Genomic DNA, 23,356 nt, shown 5'->3' on the forward strand with positions numbered 1-23,356 from the left:
TTACCCGACTAAATAAGCTGCCTATATGGGCCATAGCCATCAAGTTTAAAAAATAAGTCCGATGCCTTTTGGCATCGGACTTATTTTTTAAAACTTGAGAGTAGAAGAGTGCGGTTTTGGACATACTCAAATAAGACTCTCTGAATTTCGTATTTTTTATACGGCTTTGTGAAGTCTTTTCGTACATTCTTGAGTGATACTAAGGATATCGAACGGTGTACGACACTTATACCTTCGTGCTTTTCGTCCGTTTTTGACAAGATCTTGAAAGAGCCTGGTTAGCACTGATACAGGATGTTGAAAGGTTGTGAAAAGCACGTCGTGTATACTAGAGAAGTAAATTTTGACGATATATGTACACTTATACTCACTCACCTCTTTTTGTTTTTTCTCCCATATAAGTCTTCTCATTCGATATGTAATGCTAGCTACCAAACACAAACCAATTAATTGCCCATATAAATGACATTGAAATCGTTCCAGTTTCACAGGTTTCACTTCATGAATTTTAAAAATAGACTTCCATGTTTTAAATATAATTTCAATTTGCCACCGTAAAGAATACAGTTCATATACTTCATTGTGCGGAAGGTGTTTACTAGATACGTTCGTAATAAGAAGGTTGATACGGCTTGCATATTTCGGCATCTTCTTTTTCGCTTTCTTGTGATGTTCCAAACGTTTCGTCCACTCAGTTTGTGTTAGACGATATATGACAAGGCGTGTTTTATGTTTTTGGTGAAGTCCTATATAGATTTCCGGTAATTCTAGTATTTGTCCTTCAGATAGATCTTTCGTCAATTTTTCTAAATCGAGAAGAGTCCATTTTCCACCTTTCTCTTTTTGATAGACTTGTGTATTCCAGCGAATACGTGACACATAAAATGCTTTTCGATCCGCAATTTTTTCTAAATCATAAATAGAAAAATAACCAAGATCACGAAGAGAAAGTTCCCCTGGCTCTAATGTTTGCGTACGTTCCTGTCCATAACGGCAATCGCTACTTGTTCCATCTCTTACAGCTGTTTCTAAAAATTCTCCAGAAATCAGTTCATACTCTAATTGAATTTTCACACCAGCTTCTGAACCACCTCCGCCTACCCCTTTGTAAGAAGATGCATATTGAGCTGGAAGCTGAAAGGCTGTTGAATCTAGTATACGGATACGTGTAAAACGGTTAGATAAAGGAGTCATTGGAGAAAACTTCTTTCGAAATACTTGTAAAAACAATTCCTTTAAGAATTGTACAGTCTGTGCATTAAATCGTTCGTTCAGACCTTGACTAGATAATTGGATTCCCGTAGCTCTAGTTAGTTTCGCACATAAACTAACTAGGGATTCTGTCCCAATTGCTTGGCTGAGAAACACGCATAATGAAACGAGGTCTTGTGCTCTACACTTTCGTTTTCGTCGAATCATTCCAGTTTTAACTGCTAGTAGTTGTAAGTGGTGAATCGAAAATTTACTTTTAAATTCTTCACCTAGTAAACGTAACTCTTCTTGTGTAACATCATTAATTTTAGACATAAAATGGGTCATCCTTCCATGCGGTATGCATGGAAGGATGACCCATTTAGTTAAATTTTATTCATTTTCTTAACTTGATGGCTATGGACTATATGGGCAGCTTATTTTATTTTTGGCTTAGCGTGGTTTTTTCCGAAATGCTGGCTATACCAATACTAGATTTAATTTAAGATTTACAAACTATTAATCAAAGAAATTATTCAATTCCTTACTCATTACGTTCGATGTTTTGGGCTTTGGTTTCTCATTTTTATTAAGCAGCGACTGCGTAGTATTATTCTTATTTTTTTGATGAGATTTTAAGTGCTCTTGGCGTTCTTTATAACTCATAGGTTTATATTCTGGTTGCTTCTCATCATTTTTCGAATGCTCTTCTCTATTTTTTTCTAAGTTTTCTTGTACCGTAATACTAATAGATTCGTAAACTTTTGCTACATCTTCATCTAGCTTGTTTTCTTCGATATGATTAAGCGTTTCTTCAATTGGAACCGTGTTGATTTCTACATGTGTTTCTTCTAGCTCTGTTATTGTAACGGGAAGTGAAGTAGATTCTATACTTGTTTCTGCAGTTCCTATCATTGTAACGGGAAGTCCATCAGATGGGAATTCTTCAAACAATGGTTCGGTCTCAACAGGAATCACGGAATGAATAATGGAATCTTTATTCCAATCTTGCTCTAACATAGTAATAGATAATTCTTTGTTTAGTTCTGCTACCTCCATGTTTATTTCATAGCATTCTTCCATAGGAGGTAATGCTATATCTATGGTTTCTTTAATATCTTCTTTCACGGCCGGTTCTTTTATTTCAGAGCTTATACTTTCTACATGTGTTTCTTCTGCTATAACAGGCAGTTCACCATTTCGTTGTAAGGCATCTATTAATCTCGATGCACGTGTATAACTAATTTTAAACGTGTCTTGTAGTACAGATATAGAGATACTTCCCGATTCCTTCACAAAACTTAAAACATCTTCGTATAGAATATCCTTAAAGGAGCTAGTTTCCTCTTGTTCGATTTCTTCGCCTTCAATTGGAATTGCTACTTCCGGTGAAATAGTATTGTCAGGTGAATGAGTAGTAATAACACTTGTTTCTTCTGATGTACTACTATTATTTGAAATTAATACTTTACGAGGACCATCCCCTGTGTAAGAACTTACAACTAGATTTTGTTCTAACTTCTCAATATATTGCATAGATTTCATATAGCTAATCTTGAATTTTCTTTGCAGAAGAGATGGCGAGACCTGTTGTGATTCGATAATAAATTCCTTAATATCTTCATACAACTTATTTTCAACTTCATCATCAACATTCCCCTGCTGGTTCATTGCTGCAGGATCATTAGATAAGGTTTCATTTTGAGACTTTTGTCCCTTATAATCCTCCAATGATACAATGTGTTGATGCTCCTCGTTTGTTTCTATGGAGTTATTCTGTTCAATCTCACCTTCTTGTATAGGTGGTAATGGTTGTATTTTCTTCATGTTTTCTGCATCTACATGCTTCATAGGATTAGCTTTTTCTATAGATTCATTAATAAGGCGAAGACGCTCATTTTCCCAATATTCACCTGTTTTTGTATCTACTTGAATAATTGCTTGGGCAAATTCTTCTTTTGGTACAAAGTTACTTGTGATTTGTTGTACAGGTTGCACATGATTATCTTGTACGATACGAGCAGCACAGATGAATGCCCCTTGTGCCATGATATCTCCTGGTGACATAACAACTTCTTTCGTTTTTTGATAGGTTGATCCTAGTCGACTAACTGGATTCTCTTGCATAGGAGAAATGCCCTGTTCGGATTCTGCCTCTTTAAATTCCTCTTTCTCACCAAACATGTCAGAGAAAATTTTTGCATCATATGGTGTTACATCTCCAAATATCATTTTGTTACGGAATGAACCTAGTAAAGTAAACATGTATTGCTCTGTGAAGTCGAGAGCTAATTGCGATAGTGTTTGGCTAGCGATTGTTAAAATTACTTTATATTTACGAGATTGTGCAGGGAATTCTTTAAACGGCCGCACAACGTAATCCGGAAACTCATCGACAATAATATGATGGTAAGGTGAGACGTTTGGATCTCTACGGAATACTGCATTTTGCATACTTAACAATACAAATTTTCCTAATACGTTTGAAAGGTCTGCTAATTCTCCTTTTGCCGTATTGACTAACAAAATCCCACCCTGCTCTAAATGAACATCGAAATCAAAATCGGATTTTCCAAATAAAACACGTCGTATTAAAACGTTTGAAGCTAAATCTTTTAATATGTTGCGTAAACCTTTTACATATTCTTCTTCTCTGTCATAATGCATCGGTTGTCCGCGGTATTTTCCCGATTTATAAACGGCTGGTTCACCTTGAAAATCCAGCTTTTCACGAATGGTATTATCAAACCATTCGTCTATACCTTTTATAATTTTATATTCATTTTTTTGGTCACGTGAAGCTGCTCCACTTTGAACAAAATCATATAACTTTTCGACCTGTACCTTTAATAGCTTATGCATTCGGTGAACACGTTCTACATCGTCATACATCTCAATCAAATCGTCGAAGGTAACATCTTTTTGTGGGTTGTGAAGCTTTAATAAATAGATATGTTGTTTAAGGTGGTTACGCTGCGCTTGTTCAAAGAATGCATTGTTAGATTCAGACAAACCTTGAATAACCATTGCGAAAACTTCTGCTACTTTATCTACTGGTCCTCGCAGAATGTTTATATTTTTGGTATCAGGATTAGTTGGATCAATGTAGTAAACTGCACTTTCAGGTATTTTATGTGCTTGCACTAACTTAAAAACCTTTTGGCATAAATCATTACTCGGTTCGATAACAGTCACACCATTTAAAAATGTTCCTTTTACTTCTTCTGTATGATAATCCTTCTTTTTAAAGACATTTATGAACTTATTGATAAAACGCGCCATCCAATGTAAATCTTGATTAATCATGGGAATAATTAAACTAGATGTTTTACCAGAACCAATAGGACCAATAATAATACAATTTAACGTTCTATCTTTCCCCTTAATACGAACCATCTCTTTATGCTCAATATGCGGTCCAATTTCTACATCAGGATATATTTGTTCTTCTTGGCTATTAAACCATTTTTGTAATTTGTGATTTTTATATTCGTATTTTTGTACCCACTTTAATATCTCTTCTCGGTAGCGAACAATATGCCCACTATACCAAAGTGTAAACAAAATCATAAATACTGTTGGTAAAAATACAAAAATCATAGTGAGTGTGTGAAAATTACCTGTTAAGACATGACCTAAGGCTTCATACTCACCAAAATTAAGATGTTTTGATTTATCCGCTAGATAAGGAATAACCTTTGCATGGATCGGAGCAGTTGCAAACCATAAAAATTGAATATCAACCGCAAAGTGGGAAGCAACCAAGATTATTAGTTTCCCATTATTTATATGTAAAGCTGGAATACGGCTGTAAAACCTAAAGCTAAACTCTCCTAATAGTAAAGAAAAGAACATTAAAATAAGCGGTACATATGTAATTTCTATAGGATAAGACGGTGGTTCAAATGCATAGTAGAGTAACTTGATGTAGTTTACTAAACCGAATCCAAATGAAAGAATAAATCCGCTAATTAAGCCGATTGTAGTAAATAACGGTAATCGTTGTTTAAATGTCTCCATATAGGCTCACCTACTTCTTACAGATATAGTTGAGCTTTATGTTTAAACTGGAATCGATTATTGAATTCTGGTTGGAATAGTTCCTTTGATTTTTCGAGAAAGAATTTTGCTGCATCTTCAGTTTGTTTTAAATATAAATCAATACTCTCTCTTTCACAGAGTTGATTGTATTCTTCTTGAGAAAGTACCGCGATATTTACCTCAATCTTTTTATCCGTTGCCGTTTCAATTATGACATCGTACCAATAGAAATTTGGTTTCCCTGGAATTTGGATATCTTGTAGAGAAACACTAAACGTTGCCCCCTCTTCTGTAATATGATTAAGGACTAGTTCCGGGTTTTTAAATGCTTCTCTAGCAGAGAGCACTCCCCCAGTAGTAGTAGTTGCATATTGTAAATCCATTTTGATTTTCCACCTTTCTCCATATAAAAAAAGGCAAGCGACACCCACTGTAAAAACAGCGTGTGTCGCTTGCCTTAATTTCATATGTTCTGATTTGATTGTAGTTTTTTGTGTTTAGTTCAAACGTAATTCTATCACCTTAAATAATAAAAATCAATAAAATTGTATAAAAGTATATAAAAAATTAACGATTAATATAATTCAACAAGCTTGCGTCTTTTCGGATGTATGTTATTTGCAGTACGTGCCATGATCTGTTCATCCGCATCGATAGTAACACCTTCATTTTGGAGGGATAGCAGTAATACGTTGTCATACGTGTCCATTAAAAGTATATCTCTAGCCTTTTTGCGCTTTGGATAAATCACAACAAGCGGCACCCCTTCATCACCTTCTCTTCTTGAAAACACAACATCGTCTAATCTAGCAATCATTCGGTAATCATTTTCATTCCCAAAAATAAAGAAGAAATCTTGCATTACATCTTTATCTCTCTTATACGTTCGTCTAAGACCACCATCTATTTTCTCTTTAAATGTTTGAACTGTTTCAACAAATGCATAGCGCCAATCAGCATCTCCTACTGTACGTTTAGATAAAGGTAAGAGAATATCTTGTTCAAAGTTTTGATTATCATCTATTCCTAGAAGAATATCTGAAATAACATCTCCAGCTTCTTTCAAAGAGCAGATGTGCATATTTAGGTTTGGTAGATTCATTAAATGTTCATGATATTCTCGCATAGAAAATAAGAGATTCTTCATACGTACGTATGGAGGTTCTGCATCTTCTGCAAGGAACATCGACTTGTCATACATAACAAAAACAACAGTTATATTTTTAGTGTTTTTTTGTGCATATTCAATATACTTCCCCACCTTTTCAACTAAGGTAGCATTGGTTTCTTTGCACATATCCATTTCAATGTAAATATTTTTGTCTTTATATGAAATGTGTTCATCAGGAATTAGAAGTAACCCTGCATCTTCAATTTCTGTTTTCTTTTGTTTTTGATGATATGAGCGAATATCTAACTCGCATAATAATTTATTCGTATTGGTCTTTTTCGACACTTCCAAAAGTGTGCGTACTAATATTTCTCTTGAGCAGAGTGTATGTAGTGAGATTGAAGAAGAATATCTACGTTTTGAAGATCCTGCAGGAATCCTTCCTAATTCTTGAAGGTAATCAACCATTCTATCTTTTAAGGAGAATGTCGCACGTCTGGTTATACTATCATCTCTTTTATCAATTTTTTTAGTCAGGATAGCACCGTATTTTGAAAAACGATTAAGTTTCGTAAACACACTATCCTCAGAAAAATCTCTACCCTCAAATGCACTATAAAGCTGAGTAATTTGTCGTGTAGTAAGATACCTTTTGTAATATAAAAATGTAAATACAAATATATCGGCCTCTTTTAAACGAAAAGATTTCTGTGTACCTTTGCTTGTATATTTATACGTTTTACTTTTCATTATATGCAACTCCATAACTCGAATGTATTTTCAATAAATAACAACCATTTCTATATATCTTATTACAGCAAAATTTAGTTGTAAATTATTAAAAGTTTAAGCTGAATTTGCTTTAATCTAGATACTAAAACTTGTACGCTGAAGTTTGGATTACTTCTCTTCCTAAAAATTAGCTAGAAACATTGATTTATATAGTCTTTCAGTTCTTTTAAAATTGTTCGGACGGAAGACATGTTTTAACCGAACAATTTTTTAAAGGTTCAAGTATTGGAATAAAATCGTTAGGACGGCCTAACAATTTATTTAAACAATTACATTATATAAAGACATGTTACACATACAGAAAATATAATAGATTAATCACTTGTGCATTGTAGTTTCTTTTTGCTATTGAAATAGAAAAAGACCGACAAAATTATATTTGTCGGTCTATTGTTTAGAATGATAATTTCTTCTTTGCTGGTTGTGAATCGTCAGCAACTTCTACTTCAGGTTCAGCACCAAAATTTAATTTTTTCTTTTTAGGTTTTTCTTCTTGTACTGAATCATCAAATGCAAAAAGTTTATTTAAAACAGCATTGGATTTCTTTGAATTAGCTTGCTCACGTTCTTCTTTAATTCTCGTAATCTCATCAATAATATCACTAACACGTTTTGGTAATGGAAGTCCTGCAACAACTGAATAGAATTTTACTATATCCTCTTCTTTTTTTGTTGTATGTTTATTAACGTATGGAGCTATAGGACGTTCATCTACATATGGAGTTCTTTCTTTTAAGAAGTTTTCCATTTGATTAAGGAATGAGAAGTTGTATAATCGCCCTGCTCGCAGCGGTGATGTAACGATAGATAGCGCGCTTTTTTTAGCACTTTCTAGCTCTTCTCTTTCTGTATCGTATAAAACGCCTTTTTCTAGTGCGTTACCTAATTGAGTCAAGTAACCTAGCGGGTTTTCAGTGTCTAATTGATTTGATTTTAGTTCTAATTTTGCTAATGATAAAACGCCTGGTGTATTAATTACTTGAGCAAATTCACTCGCATCAAAATGTGTATCTGAAAACGGTGTAAATGATGAAGTAACTAGGTTAATCTCATGTAATGCATCAGCAATATATTTGTTACTATAGCTAGTATATTCGTTTGCTAAAGCACTTGGATTTTCCTCTTCAAATTTTCTATATAGTTTAGCGTTATCTATTAATACAATTGAGCCAAAAGCTTCTTGGTTCATAGCAATACTACGAATGCGTGAAGTTGCGTTTTCTAATACTTTTAAAGCCTCAGCATCACGTGGTAAAGTCAGTAACAATCCAAAATTGTAATCATGTTCATAGAGCATTTCAATAGCCTTTAATAGAGCACCAGTTCCTGTTCCTCCACCTAGACCACACGTAATCCAAATAAAATCACGATCTTCAAATTCCTGTTTTACCGCTTCGAAAATCTTTGTTTCATGCTTTACAAATGCTTCCTCTCCAACCTGTGGATTACGAGCTGCACCTTGTTCATATCCTTCTAACTGTATTTTACGGACGTTCCCTGTGTTTTTAATCTCAATTTTATTAAAATCTTGACTATTTGTATTAACAAGAATCGCACGATATGGGTATTTGTTATTTTTAATTTGTGTTTCTTTATTTGCGCACTCTGCTGCGATTGCACATCCACCCATACCTAGTCCTAAGAATCCAAATTTCAAACTAATATTTCCTTGGCTTTCGATTTCTGAAAAATTGCCTGCCATATGTATATCCTCCTCAAATATATATTTTAGTTGTTTTTCTCAACTCGTTTTTCCAGTTCCTTAATTAAAACATTTCCTAGATCTGTTACGTCATAAATTCGAACACGTCCTATTGCTTTGAAAGATATTAACCCTGCTCCTTCAAGTCTTGCAGTCATAATATCTAAAGCATATCGCGATGGAAGTATTTTTTTACCCTCATAATCTTTTTCATTCTCAATTTGATAGTCTTTATGATATTGGTTGATATAATCCCATAACTTTTCTTTGTTCATTGCGCCCTCGGCGTATAGCACACGTAAAGCCCAAATCCCATCATTTAAATTCTCACAAAGCACATCAATAATTTCACTACTACTCATTGATATATTAGACAATAATTTCACACCACCTTTAATAAATAATAAATTTTATCTATAGGTACAAAAAGACAAGATAATTATACGGAATTTAATACCGTTATAAAAGCCGTAAATACTTCGGTATATATTTCCGAAGTATTGTATGTACTAACTATAATACATCTACGGATGATAATCAAGAATCTTATTAAATCAATACTTTAAATACTTCCGTAATAATTACCGTAATTAATATTTTAATTGTTACGCATTTATTACGGTAATAAACACTGTAATGAATACGTAATGATTATAAAAGATGCATTTTAATAAGTGAAAATCCATGTAAAATTTTTAGTTCAGTTCACAGAATTTTAAGGTGATTTTGTACATAATCAAGTGTTAATCACGCTCACCCGACTAATCACCGCTCGATAACATAGGTATTATTGGTATGCAGCTAAATAAATGAGCAGTGAATGATTGAGTGATCAGGTATAAAAGTCCATGATATTTTATGTAATCTACAAAGGGGTTCTTTTAGTTTCTATAGAATTTTTATATAATGTATTATAGGACAGGCATCATATAGTTAGGTGGTGAGCAAATGATTGATGAACAGTTAAGCGATGGTTATTATCGCGTATCTGAAGTAGCAACCATGCTTGATATTCCTGAAAGTACTCTTCGTAGATGGTTGAATGATTTCGATGAGTACTTGAACATAAAAAAAGAACGCCAACTTAAATATGTTCATGAGGATAGTATTGATACAGTAAAAAAGATTAAACATTATTATTCTGAGTCAAAGAAAAAGCACGAAATTGTTGGGCTTTTAGATATGGATCCGACGGTTATTCGCAATGTTTATGCTGAAGATGTTGACGGTGATGGTGAACCAAAAGAAACATCACTAGTTAAAGCACAACAGGTCAATCCAGACTTTATAGAAGCTTTGACGGAAAAAATTACTGAGGAAGTTACAGCTAAAGTGACTGAAGAATTAACAAAACAAAATATGGAATTCTTCGCTGCGGTGGCTAAACAAAGTCAGGATAATTTCGATAGAATCAATAAGCGATTAGAGGAACGTGACGAAAAGTTAATGAGTACTATACGATTAATTCAAGAACAAAAAAGTGCTAATGCTCAGCGACAAGAGAATACTGAACAAAAAGGCGGCTTTTTCTCTAAGCTTTTTGGAAAAAAATAAAAAGGCTATCATTTGATAGCCTTTTTATTTTGCTTATTCTTAATATCATTTCAAAAGCTTAGTTCATTGATTATCAATATGATTCATTCACAGCTATTGTTTTAAACTTATAATAATCATAGAACTTAGGTTTATTTTGCTATACAAAGAGTTTTCTAATTCTATTTCTTCCCATCTGTGAACTACCCGCCACTTAACGTCCTAATGGACTGTTTGAAGTGGTGGCTTCTCGGTTAGTCGTTACTTTTGATAGCTAACGAATTTGTCCTAAGACAACCGAGCTAACCCCCTCGTTCCAAGGGTTATTTTATTGCTATCTATGCCAACGCTAATAGGCGTATTGCTTCATTTTTGATATTGATAGCTGCGTTATAATCTCTATCAAGATTTACACCACATATACAAGAATATACTCGCTCAGACAATGACATGTTTTTCACATTTCCACAACTGCTACATGTTTTTGTGGAAGGAAACCATTTGTCTATTTTCATAAGTTGTTTGCCTTGTTCGTGTAGTTTATAAGCTAAAAAAGAAGTGAACATACCCCAAGCATTATCAGCGACGCTTTTTCCAAAATGAAGTGCTTGCGACATGCCTTTCATATTTAGATCTTCAATAGCTACAACATCAAAATGAGTAGCTAACTCTTTAGACTTATGATGAAGGAAGTTCTTACGTTGGTTCGCTACTTTTTCATGTAACTTAGCTACACGGATACGTTGTTTATTCCAACGAATAGAACCTTTTGTTCTTCTTGATAATACTCGTTGTGCCTTTGCTAATCGGTCTAACATTTCACGATAGAACTTAGGATAATTGGCTCTCTCATCCTCAGAACTAACGTATAATCGATCCATCGCAAAGTCTAATCCAACAACTGTTTCTACTTCATTTTGTACAATCTCTTTTTCGTATTCAGTCAAGATAGACACATAGTATTTACCAGTAGGTGTCATAGAAATCGTACATGACTTGATTACATGGTCTTGTGGTATTTCTCTATGCTGCTTGATACGTACCATTTTCAGTTTTGGCAATTTAATATGACCGTTAAGCAACATAATATTTCCGTTCACTACATTCGTTGTATAAGACTTTCTGTCTTTTTTGCTTTTGAATGTTGGGAAGTCATTTTGACCACGAAAGAAATTCTTATAGGCAGTTTGCAAGTTTAGTTGAGCATTTGCCAGTGCTAATGAATCAACTTCTTTTAACCACTCAAATTCTGCTTTGTATTTCGCAGGAGTGGGAAGCTTTTGTTTCTTTAGTTGTTCCTTATCATCTTTGTGTTTTTCATACGCTTCTTTCCGTTCGGCTAACATTCTGTTATACACGAAACGTACACAACCGAAGGTTTTACGCATAAGATGTGCTTGGTCTCCTGTTGGATACAAACGGAATTTATATGCTTTATTATGCTTTGTCATATCATTTCACCTCACTTTTCACTTTGATTTTCAATATATTTTTTTACTACGTCTATTGATGAACCACCAGTAGTTAGTAAGCAAAAACCTCTTGACCAAAACATCTCTTTCAATAGTTTCATACTACTTAATTAGTAGTATGAAACTATTTTTATATTAATCATAAAAAAAACAGTTTATTCTTATTCAAAACTTACACCTTCACTCGATCACTCAACCATTCGCTAATCATTCATTCTAAAATAGTAATATGATTGACCGGTGATTAATTGACTGATTACAATTAGGTTTAATGCAATGAAATCAACCGTTCAATCACCACTCAACCTACATACGAAAATAACAGTATTTACACACAAGTGACTGGTGATTAGTTGGGTGATTTAAGGTGTGGATAATGAAAAATGTGCCATTAATGCGCTTTATCGATGATATTTTGTTAATTGAGCGACAATCAGGCGGTTGATCAGAGGCTGTTTAAGTTGTTCTTACTTATTGTGAATTGACTTTTGATTGAGCGGCGCTCAACGAGGTGTTTGAGTGGTGGTTATTTATACATAGTCATTTAGCAAAGGTCATACTTTTGAAAAAATCACCTTGCAACCATGGGAAAAACTATATATGATGTAGTTACTTTATATTTTTGTATTTTTTTAGATACAAATTTATTAATAATAAAATATTTATATAATAAAAAATAAAATATAAAAAAGCAAAAAAAGGTTCATCAGCCCAATGAAATAGCGCCAACTACTTCATTGTGGTACACCGCACAAAAATCCCAAAAGAAATTTTCAATCGACCGCGGTAAACAAAGCCAATAAACCTTTTTATTTTGCATGAAATTATAAGATAATTTTACTGTATCTTATGTATTTGTGCAACTTAAAAAGGGGATTTCTTGCGTAATTTTAGGCATTGTTTACCGTTGTTATACAAGTATTACTCTTTTAAGAGAGTAGTATTTTTGTATCCGTGGTATGACAGTGCCTTTTTCTGCTCTTTCGAAAGGAGTTAGCAACATTATGCATACGCAAATGGCTTTTTCCCAACAGAACTTTAAAGTTCATGGGGTTAAATTTTTTGATGGACTATTAAACATCGTAAAACTAGAAAATGAAAGAAAAGAGTTACCATCTTCAGCTTTAGCTACTTACATCTTGCTTCACTTTGAATGCAATGATATAGGAATGCTACCACGTGAATTTCAAATAATGGATCTTGCTAAGAAAAGTGGGATTCCCTACACAACAATTTATACAGGGTTTCAAGTTTGTTTGGAGCGTAGACTCGTAAAAGAAACACCTGTTGGAAATCGTACTGTATATGAAATTGTAGATTATGCGTTGTATAACCACACTACTGCAGAAACTGCAAAGATGACAGGCATATCGCTATCGTATTTCCGTATTCCATTTCACCTAATTCAAACAACGATAATGAGTAGTCTAGTAAAGGCTCGTGATAATAGAGGGATTATATTCCTTTTAGATTTAATCAATACTTTTTCAAGAAAAGTAGGTATGGAACATTATAAACATAAAATTGAGGAGTTTCAGATTACAAGAAAGATGTCTTCCTTAAAAAGGAGATTAAATCGTAATGCAAAGAAAGTAAGACACTACATAGAAATTATTAACCCCATCGTGCAATTTACTGCAATCGATTCTAAAGAGAAGAAATCTAATGAAACAAGAATTACTAGTGCAAGGAAACAGGTAAAACAAATCATCATTGAGAAGTTCAACGTTGTATTTTCTTCAAACTGCGTAATTGAGAATGATAAAAAAGAATTACATAGACCAGTAGCGAAGTGCAGAAAAGAAGCGGTGTCTCGTTTGAAACATATGGGACAGGCGTTACGTAAAAAAGATAAAGAAAATATAATGACTGCATTTAGACAAGAAATTGTTGATATCGCAATCTATTTACCGACGAAACAAAAACAAAGTGAATTATTAATTTACGCAATGACTTATGCATTAGATCAAGTGGAAAGTTGTTTGAAAGAGCAAGAAATATTCTCTATTCCAGCATTTATGCGTGTAAAGTTTAGAGAGTCCTGGATAGGTTTTAAGGAAAAAAACTTGTCTACAGGGAAAAAACACGATGCAATGATAAATTATCATAAGAAGAATGGTGTTTATCCGGAATTTATGTGATTTTAAAAAAATATATATGGAAACCCTTGTTAAAAAGTTACTTAAAAGCAAGGGTTATTTGGCATGTTCTTTAATTTGAAGACATGCTTTTTTATTTAGGAAAATATATCTATTAGCATTTTTACGGAAGCATATAATTGATTTACGTTATGTTTGGTTACGACTCGGTATGTTCATAATTCGATTCAATACTTGTGGTTATCTTAGTAATATGATTCTAACCTTGTGAATTCTTAGTAATATGGTATTTAACTTCTTAATTTGTGATTTCTATGATGTAGAGCTTGTATGTAATGGGGATATTACGATAGTGAATTTAGCTTAATATCCAGGAACGTATGTAATACAAGGCTTTAGAGGTGTTTGCTGAATCTCTTTATAATTAATGATTGAGTTTAGTTATATATATTTCTTGTTGTTTTTATATAAAATACTTGGATTATTTATATTTAATTACTTGTATTTTTTTAAATTAAATACATAGAAAAATAGAAAGAAGGAATAAATATAAGTTTACAAGGAGGTAATTAATCTATTGACTTTTAAAATTCATAGAGGTATTCTTATACGTGAACTACAATTAACTAAGAGAAATATACAAATTAATAGATTTAATTTCTAGCTAAACGGACACACCGAAGGCACATAACCTGCCATCGGTGTGTCTTTTTTTTGTATAAATAACAATAAAAAGGGAGAATTTGAAGCTATGAACGAAATTGTGAACATGAGTAAAGAACGATTTACAAAGTATTGTGAGGAGAATGCAGCATTTGAAGAGGATATTAGTCGCATTATTAATCACTACTTTTTATTACTAGGGAATAAGGCAAATATCTTACAGGAAAGAGAATTTAATAACGAAATTGAAGAAAAAACGTTTAAAAATAATGTGAAACGTTTTGAAACTCTATTCCCTGCAGCTGTTAAAAATGCATTTTTAAAAGGATATCAATTATGCCTTGAGTTTATAAATCATCCTGAAACGCAAATTCCTGAGAATCTATATACTGATCCGAATTTTATAAAAGATATTCCTTTTGCCTTAGCAAATGCATCTGAATATGAATTGTACGAAATCATTCGTACAGATGAAACACAGGAATTTAGTGTATTTGCTATACGAACATATGAAGGGATTCGTCCATTGTTAGAACAAGTATTTTGCGAAGTTGCATTCACTGGTGCTGAATATGCTTTTGAACATGAGCGAATGGAAAAAGGAATTGAATTAAAGAAAGGTAATAGTACCTCGTTAACCAAAGTTCCTGTAGATCGTCTTTTCGCGATTACGCCTTCTGTTAATGGAGTTGTTGTACATGCGGAAGAACATTGCGAGATTTGGAATTTAAATTGGAATAGCAAAGTAACAATTAATGATCCTTTTATTGAGCTTGCTGAGGTTACGTTTATTCATCAAACAAAAGATATGATTCAAAAAAATATTGAAGATGGTGTTTTATACTACAGCATTCTTTATCTTGGTACACCTTTACATGAGATACAAGATCGATTAGAAATACGAGTAAAGCTAAATTCTGATTTTGGAGCTCCACGTACAATGGAACAAGTTGAAATTGAGTATATTTTGAATGAGATTATTGGGAAGGTTCATCTTGAGGCACAAATTCCAATTGAAAACATGATTTTAATCCAACGTTAGATTTTGTAGGAGGTTAACTATGGTGAAAAAAATCGTTTTAGCTATTAGTGATACTGTATATACGGCATATTTACGTGAGGATTTTATTGGTGCGGGATTTGAAGTAGCTGATAGTGATGTGATGCATATCAAGTATCTAGATGAAATTCTAGATACAGAACAGCCCGATATTCTATGTATTAATGACAAACGATTAAATATTGATGCGGGACATGAAGAGAAACGTGAATTGATTATCTTACAGAAACTAAGAGATATTCGCTTTAATCGAGATATTCGTATTGTGGTATTTACAGAGCGTGAAAATGATGATGAGTTTTTGGCGAAACTGATTTATCTAGGTATCTATGACATTTTTAACTCTCGTAGAATTGATATTGATAATAAAGTTATCCCGCAGCTGCTACAGGAGTCGGATATTAAAAATGTAGCAGAAATTGTAGGCGCAAGTCAGGCACCACAACAAACAAAGTTACCCGAAGTTCCTGTTGATGAGGAAGAAGAGGAAGTATCAAGTGAATTAGAGGAAGGTGGCAACAATGAAGCTTCCTCTAACTCCAAGAAACTATTTAAAAACAATCAAAAGCGTAAGTCTGTTCCAGGTGAGTCACAAAAAGCACCTATTATAAAAAAACAATATAAATTGGCTTTTGAGCCGGTATATGAAAAACAAATAGGTATTGCTATTCCGAGAAGAACAATTGTTGTGGCCAGCATGAACAAAAGAAGTGGTGCAACTTTTGTTTCACATCTTTTAGCTGCTTACTTAAATGAACTACAGATTGATGTGAACTATATAGAGAATCTATATGATGATGGATATACGTATCCTTTATTAAAGGGATATACAGAAGCACCAGAAAACTATCGTAGTGAATTTATGTTACAGCGATATAAGGAGATGCTACAGAAGGAATCTGATATATTATCAATTCCAAAATGGAAGCAAGGAAGAATAAATTATATCGTAAAGAATCCTATAGTGGACCAAGAGCTGAAAAACGAAACAGAGCAGGACTTTGACCATTTTATTAAGGTATTATTGGCTAACCAAGAAGCGCCTATATCTATTATTGATGCGGGGTACGATTGGGATAAAGATTTATACCATGAAATATGTGAAATGGCAGATTTTATTTTCTTTGTAGCAGAACCAGATCTGCATCAATTGTTAAAGATAGCGCATCCTCTTACACAAAAGGAGAGAAAACTTGTTTCTTACTTAGTTTTAGAGAAAACGAGAATTATTGGGAATAAGTTTTCTACTGCACTTTTAAAGCATGAAGTAGTAGAAGAATGTTTTGGCGATAAGGTATTAACTGCTTTAGCACCATATGAGATAGAGGATGTATTTGAATCTCAATTAAAAAGTAGTACGTTACTATCTAGTCGGAACTATTATAAAGAGCTTGAAGGAATAATGAAGGAAATAGCAGAGTTATTACTGCCAAACCAATTGTTGAATCAAAAGAAAAGTTCCATTTTAAGTGGATTTCGATTTCGGAAGTCTGAAAATTAAGGAGGGGTGAAGAAAGATGCAAAAATTTATTATAGGGGCCGCCTCAATATTATTATTTGTTGGCTGTTTATTCTTAATGACAGATATGATTATTGGAGATACAACACACACAGATAATAAGTCTGCATCAGAACGCGCTGGAAGTACAGCAATGGATAAAGCCGTAAAAGTAGGTGTTTTACGAGCGCAAGAAGAAATTGCTATTGAACCAGGTATCGCAAAGAAAGAATTTGAAAAGTCTTATAAACAAAATGCAACATTTAAGGATCCTGCATCAAAACGAGAGTTTTCTGTACATGCTGTACAAGAGCAACCTGCAATGATTGCGGTTGAAGGAGAAGCGGAAGCTGCTAGTTATACGAAACAATTTGATGAAAAGAAAGGTAACATTAAGAGTAACGCAAGACACATATTTATTTATGAAGCAGATTCTGACAACAAGAAAGCTGGAGGAAACGTGAAATAAATAAGAAAAAGTAGGTGTGTAAGAAATGCAAAATACAGTAACAACAGCGCTTTTTCTAACGCTTTCTTTATTATTGATAACTCTTATACCAGAAGGTGTACTGTATGGAATGCAGTTAGTAAAAGCACATGATTTTGCTTCTAGTACAGTAGAGTTAGCAGAACAAACAGGTGGTTTTCAGTACACATATGAAGGAAAAAACGTAAATCTAATTCCTGATATAGAGAAGAAAATGAAAGAGCAGAATATGGATGGATGGAAATATGAATATACTAAAGGGCGCGTGGATCATAATCAGCCGTTAAATTTTAAGATAAAAGCTGAACATCACTTCTTTATTTTTAAAATGATAGGGATTGATAGTGTGAAAGCACCAATATGGGCTAACAAAGATGGAATGGGACAAATCTATTTCCGTTGAGAATATCAATATATATAAAGAGTTAAAAACTATACTGAAAAGTGTAGTTTTTTTACTAGAAATAAATATTTATAAATAAATATATAAAAATACTTTACAAGCCTATTTTTATATGGTAATATTTTCCATATAGAACAGCGGTTATAAAAAAACGCTAATTTATAAATTTATATGTTAAAGTATCTGGATTTTATATTTAAATTCGATACAATAAAGGAATCTATTAAAAAACTAATATACTTGGAGGAACAAACAATGGCTAACAAATTTTTAAAAACAGCAACAGCATTAACAATTATGGGTACATCATTACTAGGAGCAGGAGCATTTACTGCTAAGGCTGATAACACAGACTCATTAAAATTCAGTGATGTTCCAGCAAATCACTGGTCTACAAAAGCAATTTATGATTTAACAAATCGTAAAGTAGTACAAGGATACGGAAATAATATCTTTGGTTTTGGTGACAATGTAACTCGTGGGCAAGTTGCTCGTATGATTTATATGTACGTTAAACCAGCAGATGCAGATGCTAGCTTCAAAAATCCATTTACAGATATTAGAGGACACATGTTTGAAAAAGAAATTAGAGCACTTGCTAAAGCAGGTCTAGTAAATGGTTATGGTGAAGGGAAATTCGGTCCAGATGATGTCTTAACTCGTGAACAAATGGCGCAAGTACTTACAAATGCTTTCAAGTTCAAAGCTACTAAGACAACTTCCTTTACTGATGTTGATAAAAACTCATGGGCATTAAAAGCAATTAGTGCATTAGAAGAAAATGGCGTTACTATTGGTACAGGAGGTAAAATGTATTCACCATATGCACATGTAACTCGTGAACAATATAGCCAGTTCTTATATAACTCTATTAATGCAGTAGAAAAAGAGACAAAACCAGAAGTGAAGCCAGACCCAAAACCTGAAACAAAACCAGAAGAAAAACCAGATACAAATTTACCATCAAGTATAGATAAAGGTTTAGTTACAGAGGAAGTTACGTATAATCCAAACGCTATGAAAAACCCGATTGCTCAAAAATCCATTTCTACAGAAGCGCAAAATCTTATTAAGAGTGTGAATAGTAAATATGGTACTAACCTTAAGTATGCAGATATAAATGGAACAATTAGACTGGTTGATAAAAATATGTACTTACCAGCAGGTACAATTGGTGCACAAGTTTATATTGATGCGGTAAGTGAAAATGATTTTAAAATTATTTTCCTAGATAATAACGAAGCAACTATTGAGTTAGCTAAAAAGTGGACTACTATGTTAAATTCAGATTTAGTTCTAGATAAAGAAATTCAGGAAACTGTAGATGCTCAAGAAATTAATAACTATGAAAAAGGAAATTATAAAGTTCGTGTAGGGCACTCTACAGCTGATCATATGATGTACATTCAAGTGCGTGTATAATATTATTGCATTTTAAAGCTACATTTGATACATTTAAAGATGTAATATAATAATTAACTAATATACAATTTATTTACGTAAAGGACACACCTTACGTACCTACCAAGGTACGGGTGTGTCCTTTTTTTATGTTAAAAGGAGTGAGGTTATGAGACTGCGAAAAAATATACTATTAACGTGTGTTTCAGTGATGTTGGTATGGCCATCAGTAGCAAGTGCAAATAATGGGGATATTCCATTTTATAATGGGAATGAAGACACGTCTTTAAAATCACCTGAATTACAATTGAATGGGAAGCTACTTAGACCAGGAAGTGGTTATAAAACAAAAGAGTTCGATTATAAAGCGGATTTACATTTTCCTGCTGTTTATAATGGTTCTTTTAATTGGGGGAATTCAAGGGAAAACCTTATCCAAAATGAAGACCATTCAGAACCTTATGTGCGTATATCAACTGAAGGCTACATTAACCCTTCAGTTGTAGTGGGAGATAGAATGGTAACCGAAATAGAGAGAATTACAAACGATATAATTGCAAGTAAATATTGGGGTAACCCTGAATTCGTTTTAAGAAACTTAATTCCACATAGGATTAAAAATGGGTTTTCAGATAAATCTTATGGAGAGTTCTATTGGATTAGAGACATTGCTTATCTTTCTGGCGGATATGCAGGGGCTGGTGGTGTAAATGACGTGAATAGGTATAGCTTGTGGTATGTACGCACAAGTAAACCTCAAATAAAAGATTTTAAAGCTACGAGTGGGAAAAAAGATATACCCGTAAAATTTACATTTAACGGTTTTGAATATGTAAGTAAAAATAAAGGATACAATGACCGAGATCCTAATGGAACAACAATAAACCCTTATCAAAAAGCTGCCGGAGAACGGAACCGAGTTAAATGGATGTTAGATATTACAAAAGATGGCGAAACCGTGTATCATCAAGAAAATTATCTGCGTTCAACTCCGCAAAAAGATAATCAAAAACCAAATGAAGGTGATGCAGGGCAATTTAAGTCAGAAGAACTAAAGTGGCAGCCACAAATGTGTGGCCGATATACTGCGAAAATTAAAGCCATTGATGCTGTTCAAAGGGAATCAAATGAGAAAACTGTTGATTTCACCATAAATGGTAACTGTGGTACAGAAGTAACCCCTAATCCAGATCCAGGTGATGAAGATGATTTTAAATATAAAATCGATTTCTCTGCTGACCGAATTGAAGGAGAAACAGCAAGAGAAGGAAAGAATATAAAAACAAGAATAGATGTATCACGTGATAATTTTAAACCCGAACGTGACCAATATAGAGCAAAGGTAAATAACAATATTAATAAGTCCGAGCAAGCGGTAAATAGTTCTGAATCCGATAGAGATAGTGCGCAATCTAGTCTTAGTTATTGCCGTCGTAATCCAATTCATGAGGTAGATGCAGAAGGAAACCATCACTATTACGATAGAGACTGCTCTTGGGAAGAAAATAGATTGGATAGTGCAGCAAGTAGGTTAGATACAGCAAGGCAGAAGTTAGAAAAAGAGAAAAATAAAATTAAAAAGTTAGATGCGCTAGAAGCGAAGTATGCAAATCCTGAAACGGTAGTCGTGCTCAAGCATAACGGACAACAAGTAGCAACACAAAAGGTAAGGTTAACTGAGGGAGAAAAGAAAACCTTGAACCTTGGCTGGCAACATAAGGGGAAAGGAACAATTCAGGCAGAAATTAACCCTGCTGGTAACCGATTAGATATAGAAGAAACCACATACAAAAATAATCCTATTAAAACAGCTATCTATTCACCATCTCATGAAAAAGGAATGTGCGGAGTAACGAGTGTAAAAGGTGTGGTAGAAACAGTAAGTGAACGTGTGTCAAAAGAGGACACAGTGGGAGAAATGTTCTATGAAACATTAAGTGGAAGTATTGATAATTTAGAACCATCTAAGCTCCATGCGGGGTATGGTTTTTCTTATGAAGTTAATGGGAAATACAAAAATGATTGGAATACCAATTATCCAGGTGTATTTACAAAAGCAACGGCACAGTATCCATTTGCAGATGAAGGACTAAAAACAGCTTATGATTTAGAGAGTGTTTCTAATAATGGCTTAACATCTAAATTCCTACCTAAAAATATGTATTTGTCTGAAGTAACAGGACATGTCTTTGATAGTAAAAGACCAACTAAGTCTTTATATTGGGATGGTAAGGAAAAAATTATTGATGGCCAACGAAAATGGTATGCGCCATTAAAAACAAAAGATGGAAAATATTCGTTCAATGTTGAAACAAACCCAGCAGGTGTGAATGAAATGAGTTTGTGCCTGACAGATGAAGTGGAAATTAAAGGTGTTGCGTACGATGATTTTAAAAAGAGAAGGGTGCTTGCGGATCTTCCATTCCCTGTGCAAACACCAGGTTGGAATTGGGTTGGAAAGGAAAATATTATTACTGATTTATCAAATTGGTACTATATGAAGAATAGAAATTAGATAAATAGTATTGTATAATGACTTGAATCGACAAAAGTATATAATCCTTCTTGAACTAGTAGCTGAATGGATAAACCAAAGGCACACCCCTTAATGGGGTGTGCCTTTTTTCATAGAAAGGGGAATTTTGAGTGGATAAAAAGAAAAAGCAGCGTGTGAGACGAGTGATTTTTATTGGAGTAATCGCAATGATAGTATCAATATATGTTGGAAATGAATTTCAAGATCGAAATGGGACAAGTTATGCTCCTGCAAAGTATTTTGAAACAGGAACAAAATTGATTTCGTTTTAATAATAATGTCTTTTTTATCAACTATCGCGGATAAATCTGCATGACATGTACAATAGTTGATGTTATAATAAGTGTAGAAGTATTATAACAATAGTTTTTGCATAAACTAAAGAAGACGAGATGCTCCAACATCTCGCCTTATGTAACTGTTACCGCAAGGTGGCTAGTTGCTAAAAAGTTTATTTTTTCTTAGAACCGCCCTTCACACGCTTGCAGGCATTTGAACCGCACCCAATTTGTTAGACAAATAACTAACAATTGGAGGTGCGGTTTTATTATGTCTAGAAAATATAAATTCGAATTAAAAAGAAATGCCGTTGAACATTATTTAAATACAAATGATTCTTTTAAAGTGACTGCCAAAAAATATCAAGTCAGTATATCGTTATTAAAAGAGTGGGTGGCACGTACTAGAGAACAAGGAATAGAGTCCTTAAACTCTAAATGTACAAGGTATGACATTCAGTTTAAAATGGAAGTATTGAATTTTATGAACAATACAGGAGCTTCGCCCCTACAAGCGGCCGCTATGTTCAACGTTCCATCTCCTCGTACCGTTAGGAAGTGGCGATCAATGCTAGAATCACAGGGGATAGATGCTCTTCGTAAAACAAGTAAGGGGTACTCCACTGTGAAGAAGAAACAGGCTATTGCACCTAAGAAAAAACAAAATATTAACTCTCAAAATGATTTACAAAAAGAAATTGAATACTTACGCATGGAAAATGCTTATTTAAAAAAGTTACACGCCTTAATTCAACAAAAACAACAATCTCTGAAAAAGACAAAGCACACATAATATATGAGTTAAGGCATGAATATAAAATTATCGACTTGATTAAAGCGGCTGAAATGGCTCGTAGTACATATTATTACTGGGTGAAACAAATGAGTCGTGAAGATAAATATAACGAGGTTAAAGAAAGTATTAAGCAGATTTTTCAGGAACACCAAGGGCGATATGGCTATAGGCGTATCACACTTGAATTACGTAATCAGGGCTATACCATTAACCACAAAACCGTCCTTCGCTTAATGAATCAATTAGGGTTAAAATCGTTGGTAAGAATCACTAAATACCGCTCTTATCGCGGG

15 protein-coding genes and 3 pseudogenes are annotated in these 23,356 nt (G+C 33.5%); 10 read left to right on the top strand and 8 right to left on the bottom strand.

The window, feature by feature from the left end:
* Positions 1 to 226: 226 nt before the first annotated feature.
* The 6 genes and pseudogenes from K5S59_RS22855 to K5S59_RS22880 form a co-directional block, all read right to left on the bottom strand.
* Positions 227 to 1,527 (bottom strand): annotated as a pseudogene (locus K5S59_RS22855) (IS4 family transposase).
* Between the two features lie 183 nt (positions 1,528 to 1,710).
* The gene (locus K5S59_RS22860) at positions 1,711 to 5,211 is read right to left on the bottom strand and encodes a DNA translocase FtsK (RefSeq protein ID WP_000447304.1); all 3,501 of its coding nucleotides are present in this window, start codon (positions 5,209 to 5,211) and stop codon (positions 1,711 to 1,713) included.
* Positions 5,212 to 5,228: 17 nt separating this feature from the next.
* Complete coding sequence (locus K5S59_RS22865) at positions 5,229 to 5,615, bottom strand: hypothetical protein (protein WP_000365750.1); 387 nt, start codon at positions 5,613 to 5,615, stop codon at positions 5,229 to 5,231.
* 191 nt (positions 5,616 to 5,806) lie between these two features.
* Positions 5,807 to 7,093 (bottom strand): replication-relaxation family protein, encoded by a 1,287-nt coding sequence (locus K5S59_RS22870; RefSeq protein ID WP_000837871.1) that lies wholly within the window; start codon positions 7,091 to 7,093, stop codon positions 5,807 to 5,809.
* A 436-nt stretch (positions 7,094 to 7,529) separates the two neighbouring features.
* Complete coding sequence (gene repX, locus K5S59_RS22875) at positions 7,530 to 8,837, bottom strand: plasmid replication protein RepX (RefSeq protein ID WP_000918313.1); 1,308 nt, start codon at positions 8,835 to 8,837, stop codon at positions 7,530 to 7,532.
* 26 nt (positions 8,838 to 8,863) lie between these two features.
* Complete coding sequence (locus tag K5S59_RS22880; RefSeq protein ID WP_000098927.1) at positions 8,864 to 9,199, bottom strand: hypothetical protein; 336 nt, start codon at positions 9,197 to 9,199, stop codon at positions 8,864 to 8,866.
* A 586-nt stretch (positions 9,200 to 9,785) separates the two neighbouring features.
* Here K5S59_RS22880 and K5S59_RS22885 point away from each other — a divergent pair.
* On the top strand, positions 9,786 to 10,391 hold the full coding sequence (locus tag K5S59_RS22885) for a MerR family transcriptional regulator (RefSeq protein ID WP_000564666.1): 606 nt from the start codon (positions 9,786 to 9,788) through the stop codon (positions 10,389 to 10,391).
* Positions 10,392 to 10,708: 317 nt separating this feature from the next.
* On the opposite strand, the gene K5S59_RS22890 is transcribed toward K5S59_RS22885, so the two are convergent.
* Together K5S59_RS22890 and K5S59_RS22895 are read right to left on the bottom strand one after the other, a co-directional pair.
* Positions 10,709 to 11,821 carry an RNA-guided endonuclease TnpB family protein gene (locus tag K5S59_RS22890; RefSeq protein WP_000160678.1) on the bottom strand — a complete coding sequence of 371 codons (1,113 nt, stop codon included), beginning with the start codon at positions 11,819 to 11,821 and terminating at the stop codon, positions 10,709 to 10,711.
* An 11-nt stretch (positions 11,822 to 11,832) separates the two neighbouring features.
* Positions 11,833 to 11,940 (bottom strand): annotated as a pseudogene (locus K5S59_RS22895) (transposase); the annotation flags it as partial.
* A 906-nt stretch (positions 11,941 to 12,846) separates the two neighbouring features.
* On the opposite strand from K5S59_RS22895, the gene K5S59_RS22900 reads away from it, so the two are divergent.
* From K5S59_RS22900 to K5S59_RS22940, 9 genes and pseudogenes are all read left to right on the top strand, one after another.
* Positions 12,847 to 13,983, top strand: a complete 1,137-nt coding sequence (locus K5S59_RS22900) for a hypothetical protein (protein WP_000557422.1) — start codon at positions 12,847 to 12,849, stop codon at positions 13,981 to 13,983.
* Positions 13,984 to 14,692: 709 nt separating this feature from the next.
* The gene (locus K5S59_RS22905; RefSeq protein ID WP_001002940.1) at positions 14,693 to 15,646 is read left to right on the top strand and encodes a hypothetical protein; all 954 of its coding nucleotides are present in this window, start codon (positions 14,693 to 14,695) and stop codon (positions 15,644 to 15,646) included.
* A gap of 19 nt (positions 15,647 to 15,665) precedes the next feature.
* A complete protein-coding gene (locus K5S59_RS22910; RefSeq protein WP_000239320.1) occupies positions 15,666 to 17,165 on the top strand; it encodes a hypothetical protein in 1,500 nt (499 codons plus the stop codon).
* A gap of 16 nt (positions 17,166 to 17,181) precedes the next feature.
* Positions 17,182 to 17,631 (top strand): hypothetical protein, encoded by a 450-nt coding sequence (locus K5S59_RS22915; protein WP_001168864.1) that lies wholly within the window; start codon positions 17,182 to 17,184, stop codon positions 17,629 to 17,631.
* A gap of 25 nt (positions 17,632 to 17,656) precedes the next feature.
* Positions 17,657 to 18,052 (top strand): DUF4320 family protein, encoded by a 396-nt coding sequence (locus tag K5S59_RS22920; protein WP_001181745.1) that lies wholly within the window; start codon positions 17,657 to 17,659, stop codon positions 18,050 to 18,052.
* 255 nt (positions 18,053 to 18,307) lie between these two features.
* Positions 18,308 to 19,474 (top strand): S-layer homology domain-containing protein, encoded by a 1,167-nt coding sequence (locus tag K5S59_RS22925; RefSeq protein WP_048519921.1) that lies wholly within the window; start codon positions 18,308 to 18,310, stop codon positions 19,472 to 19,474.
* Between the two features lie 148 nt (positions 19,475 to 19,622).
* Complete coding sequence (locus tag K5S59_RS22930) at positions 19,623 to 21,968, top strand: hypothetical protein (protein WP_001239423.1); 2,346 nt, start codon at positions 19,623 to 19,625, stop codon at positions 21,966 to 21,968.
* A gap of 131 nt (positions 21,969 to 22,099) precedes the next feature.
* The gene (locus K5S59_RS22935; protein ID WP_000358423.1) at positions 22,100 to 22,261 is read left to right on the top strand and encodes a hypothetical protein; all 162 of its coding nucleotides are present in this window, start codon (positions 22,100 to 22,102) and stop codon (positions 22,259 to 22,261) included.
* Between the two features lie 277 nt (positions 22,262 to 22,538).
* Positions 22,539 to 23,356, top strand: a pseudogene (locus K5S59_RS22940) (IS3-like element ISBce15 family transposase); the annotation flags it as partial.

The organism is Bacillus sp. BML-BC051, from assembly GCF_019656175.1.
In the GTDB taxonomy this organism is placed as follows: Bacteria; Bacillota; Bacilli; order Bacillales; family Bacillaceae_G; genus Bacillus_A; species Bacillus_A mobilis.

Excerpts from the sequence above, each read along its gene's own strand:
- K5S59_RS22900 (WP_000557422.1), top strand. The coding sequence starts at position 12,847 with ATGCATACGCAAATGGCTTTTTCCCAACAGAACTTTAAAGTTCATGGG.
- K5S59_RS22905 (WP_001002940.1), top strand. The coding sequence starts at position 14,693 with ATGAACGAAATTGTGAACATGAGTAAAGAACGATTTACAAAGTATTGT.
- K5S59_RS22860 (WP_000447304.1), bottom strand. The coding sequence starts at position 5,211 with ATGGAGACATTTAAACAACGATTACCGTTATTTACTACAATCGGCTTA.
- K5S59_RS22910 (WP_000239320.1), top strand. The coding sequence starts at position 15,666 with ATGGTGAAAAAAATCGTTTTAGCTATTAGTGATACTGTATATACGGCA.
- K5S59_RS22890 (WP_000160678.1), bottom strand. The coding sequence starts at position 11,821 with ATGACAAAGCATAATAAAGCATATAAATTCCGTTTGTATCCAACAGGA.
- K5S59_RS22880 (WP_000098927.1), bottom strand. The coding sequence starts at position 9,199 with ATGAGTAGTAGTGAAATTATTGATGTGCTTTGTGAGAATTTAAATGAT.
- K5S59_RS22925 (WP_048519921.1), top strand. The coding sequence starts at position 18,308 with ATGGCTAACAAATTTTTAAAAACAGCAACAGCATTAACAATTATGGGT.
- K5S59_RS22915 (WP_001168864.1), top strand. The coding sequence starts at position 17,182 with ATGCAAAAATTTATTATAGGGGCCGCCTCAATATTATTATTTGTTGGC.
- K5S59_RS22865 (WP_000365750.1), bottom strand. The coding sequence starts at position 5,615 with ATGGATTTACAATATGCAACTACTACTACTGGGGGAGTGCTCTCTGCT.
- K5S59_RS22870 (WP_000837871.1), bottom strand. The coding sequence starts at position 7,093 with ATGAAAAGTAAAACGTATAAATATACAAGCAAAGGTACACAGAAATCT.
- K5S59_RS22885 (WP_000564666.1), top strand. The coding sequence starts at position 9,786 with ATGATTGATGAACAGTTAAGCGATGGTTATTATCGCGTATCTGAAGTA.
- repX (WP_000918313.1), bottom strand. The coding sequence starts at position 8,837 with ATGGCAGGCAATTTTTCAGAAATCGAAAGCCAAGGAAATATTAGTTTG.
- K5S59_RS22930 (WP_001239423.1), top strand. The coding sequence starts at position 19,623 with ATGAGACTGCGAAAAAATATACTATTAACGTGTGTTTCAGTGATGTTG.
- K5S59_RS22920 (WP_001181745.1), top strand. The coding sequence starts at position 17,657 with ATGCAAAATACAGTAACAACAGCGCTTTTTCTAACGCTTTCTTTATTA.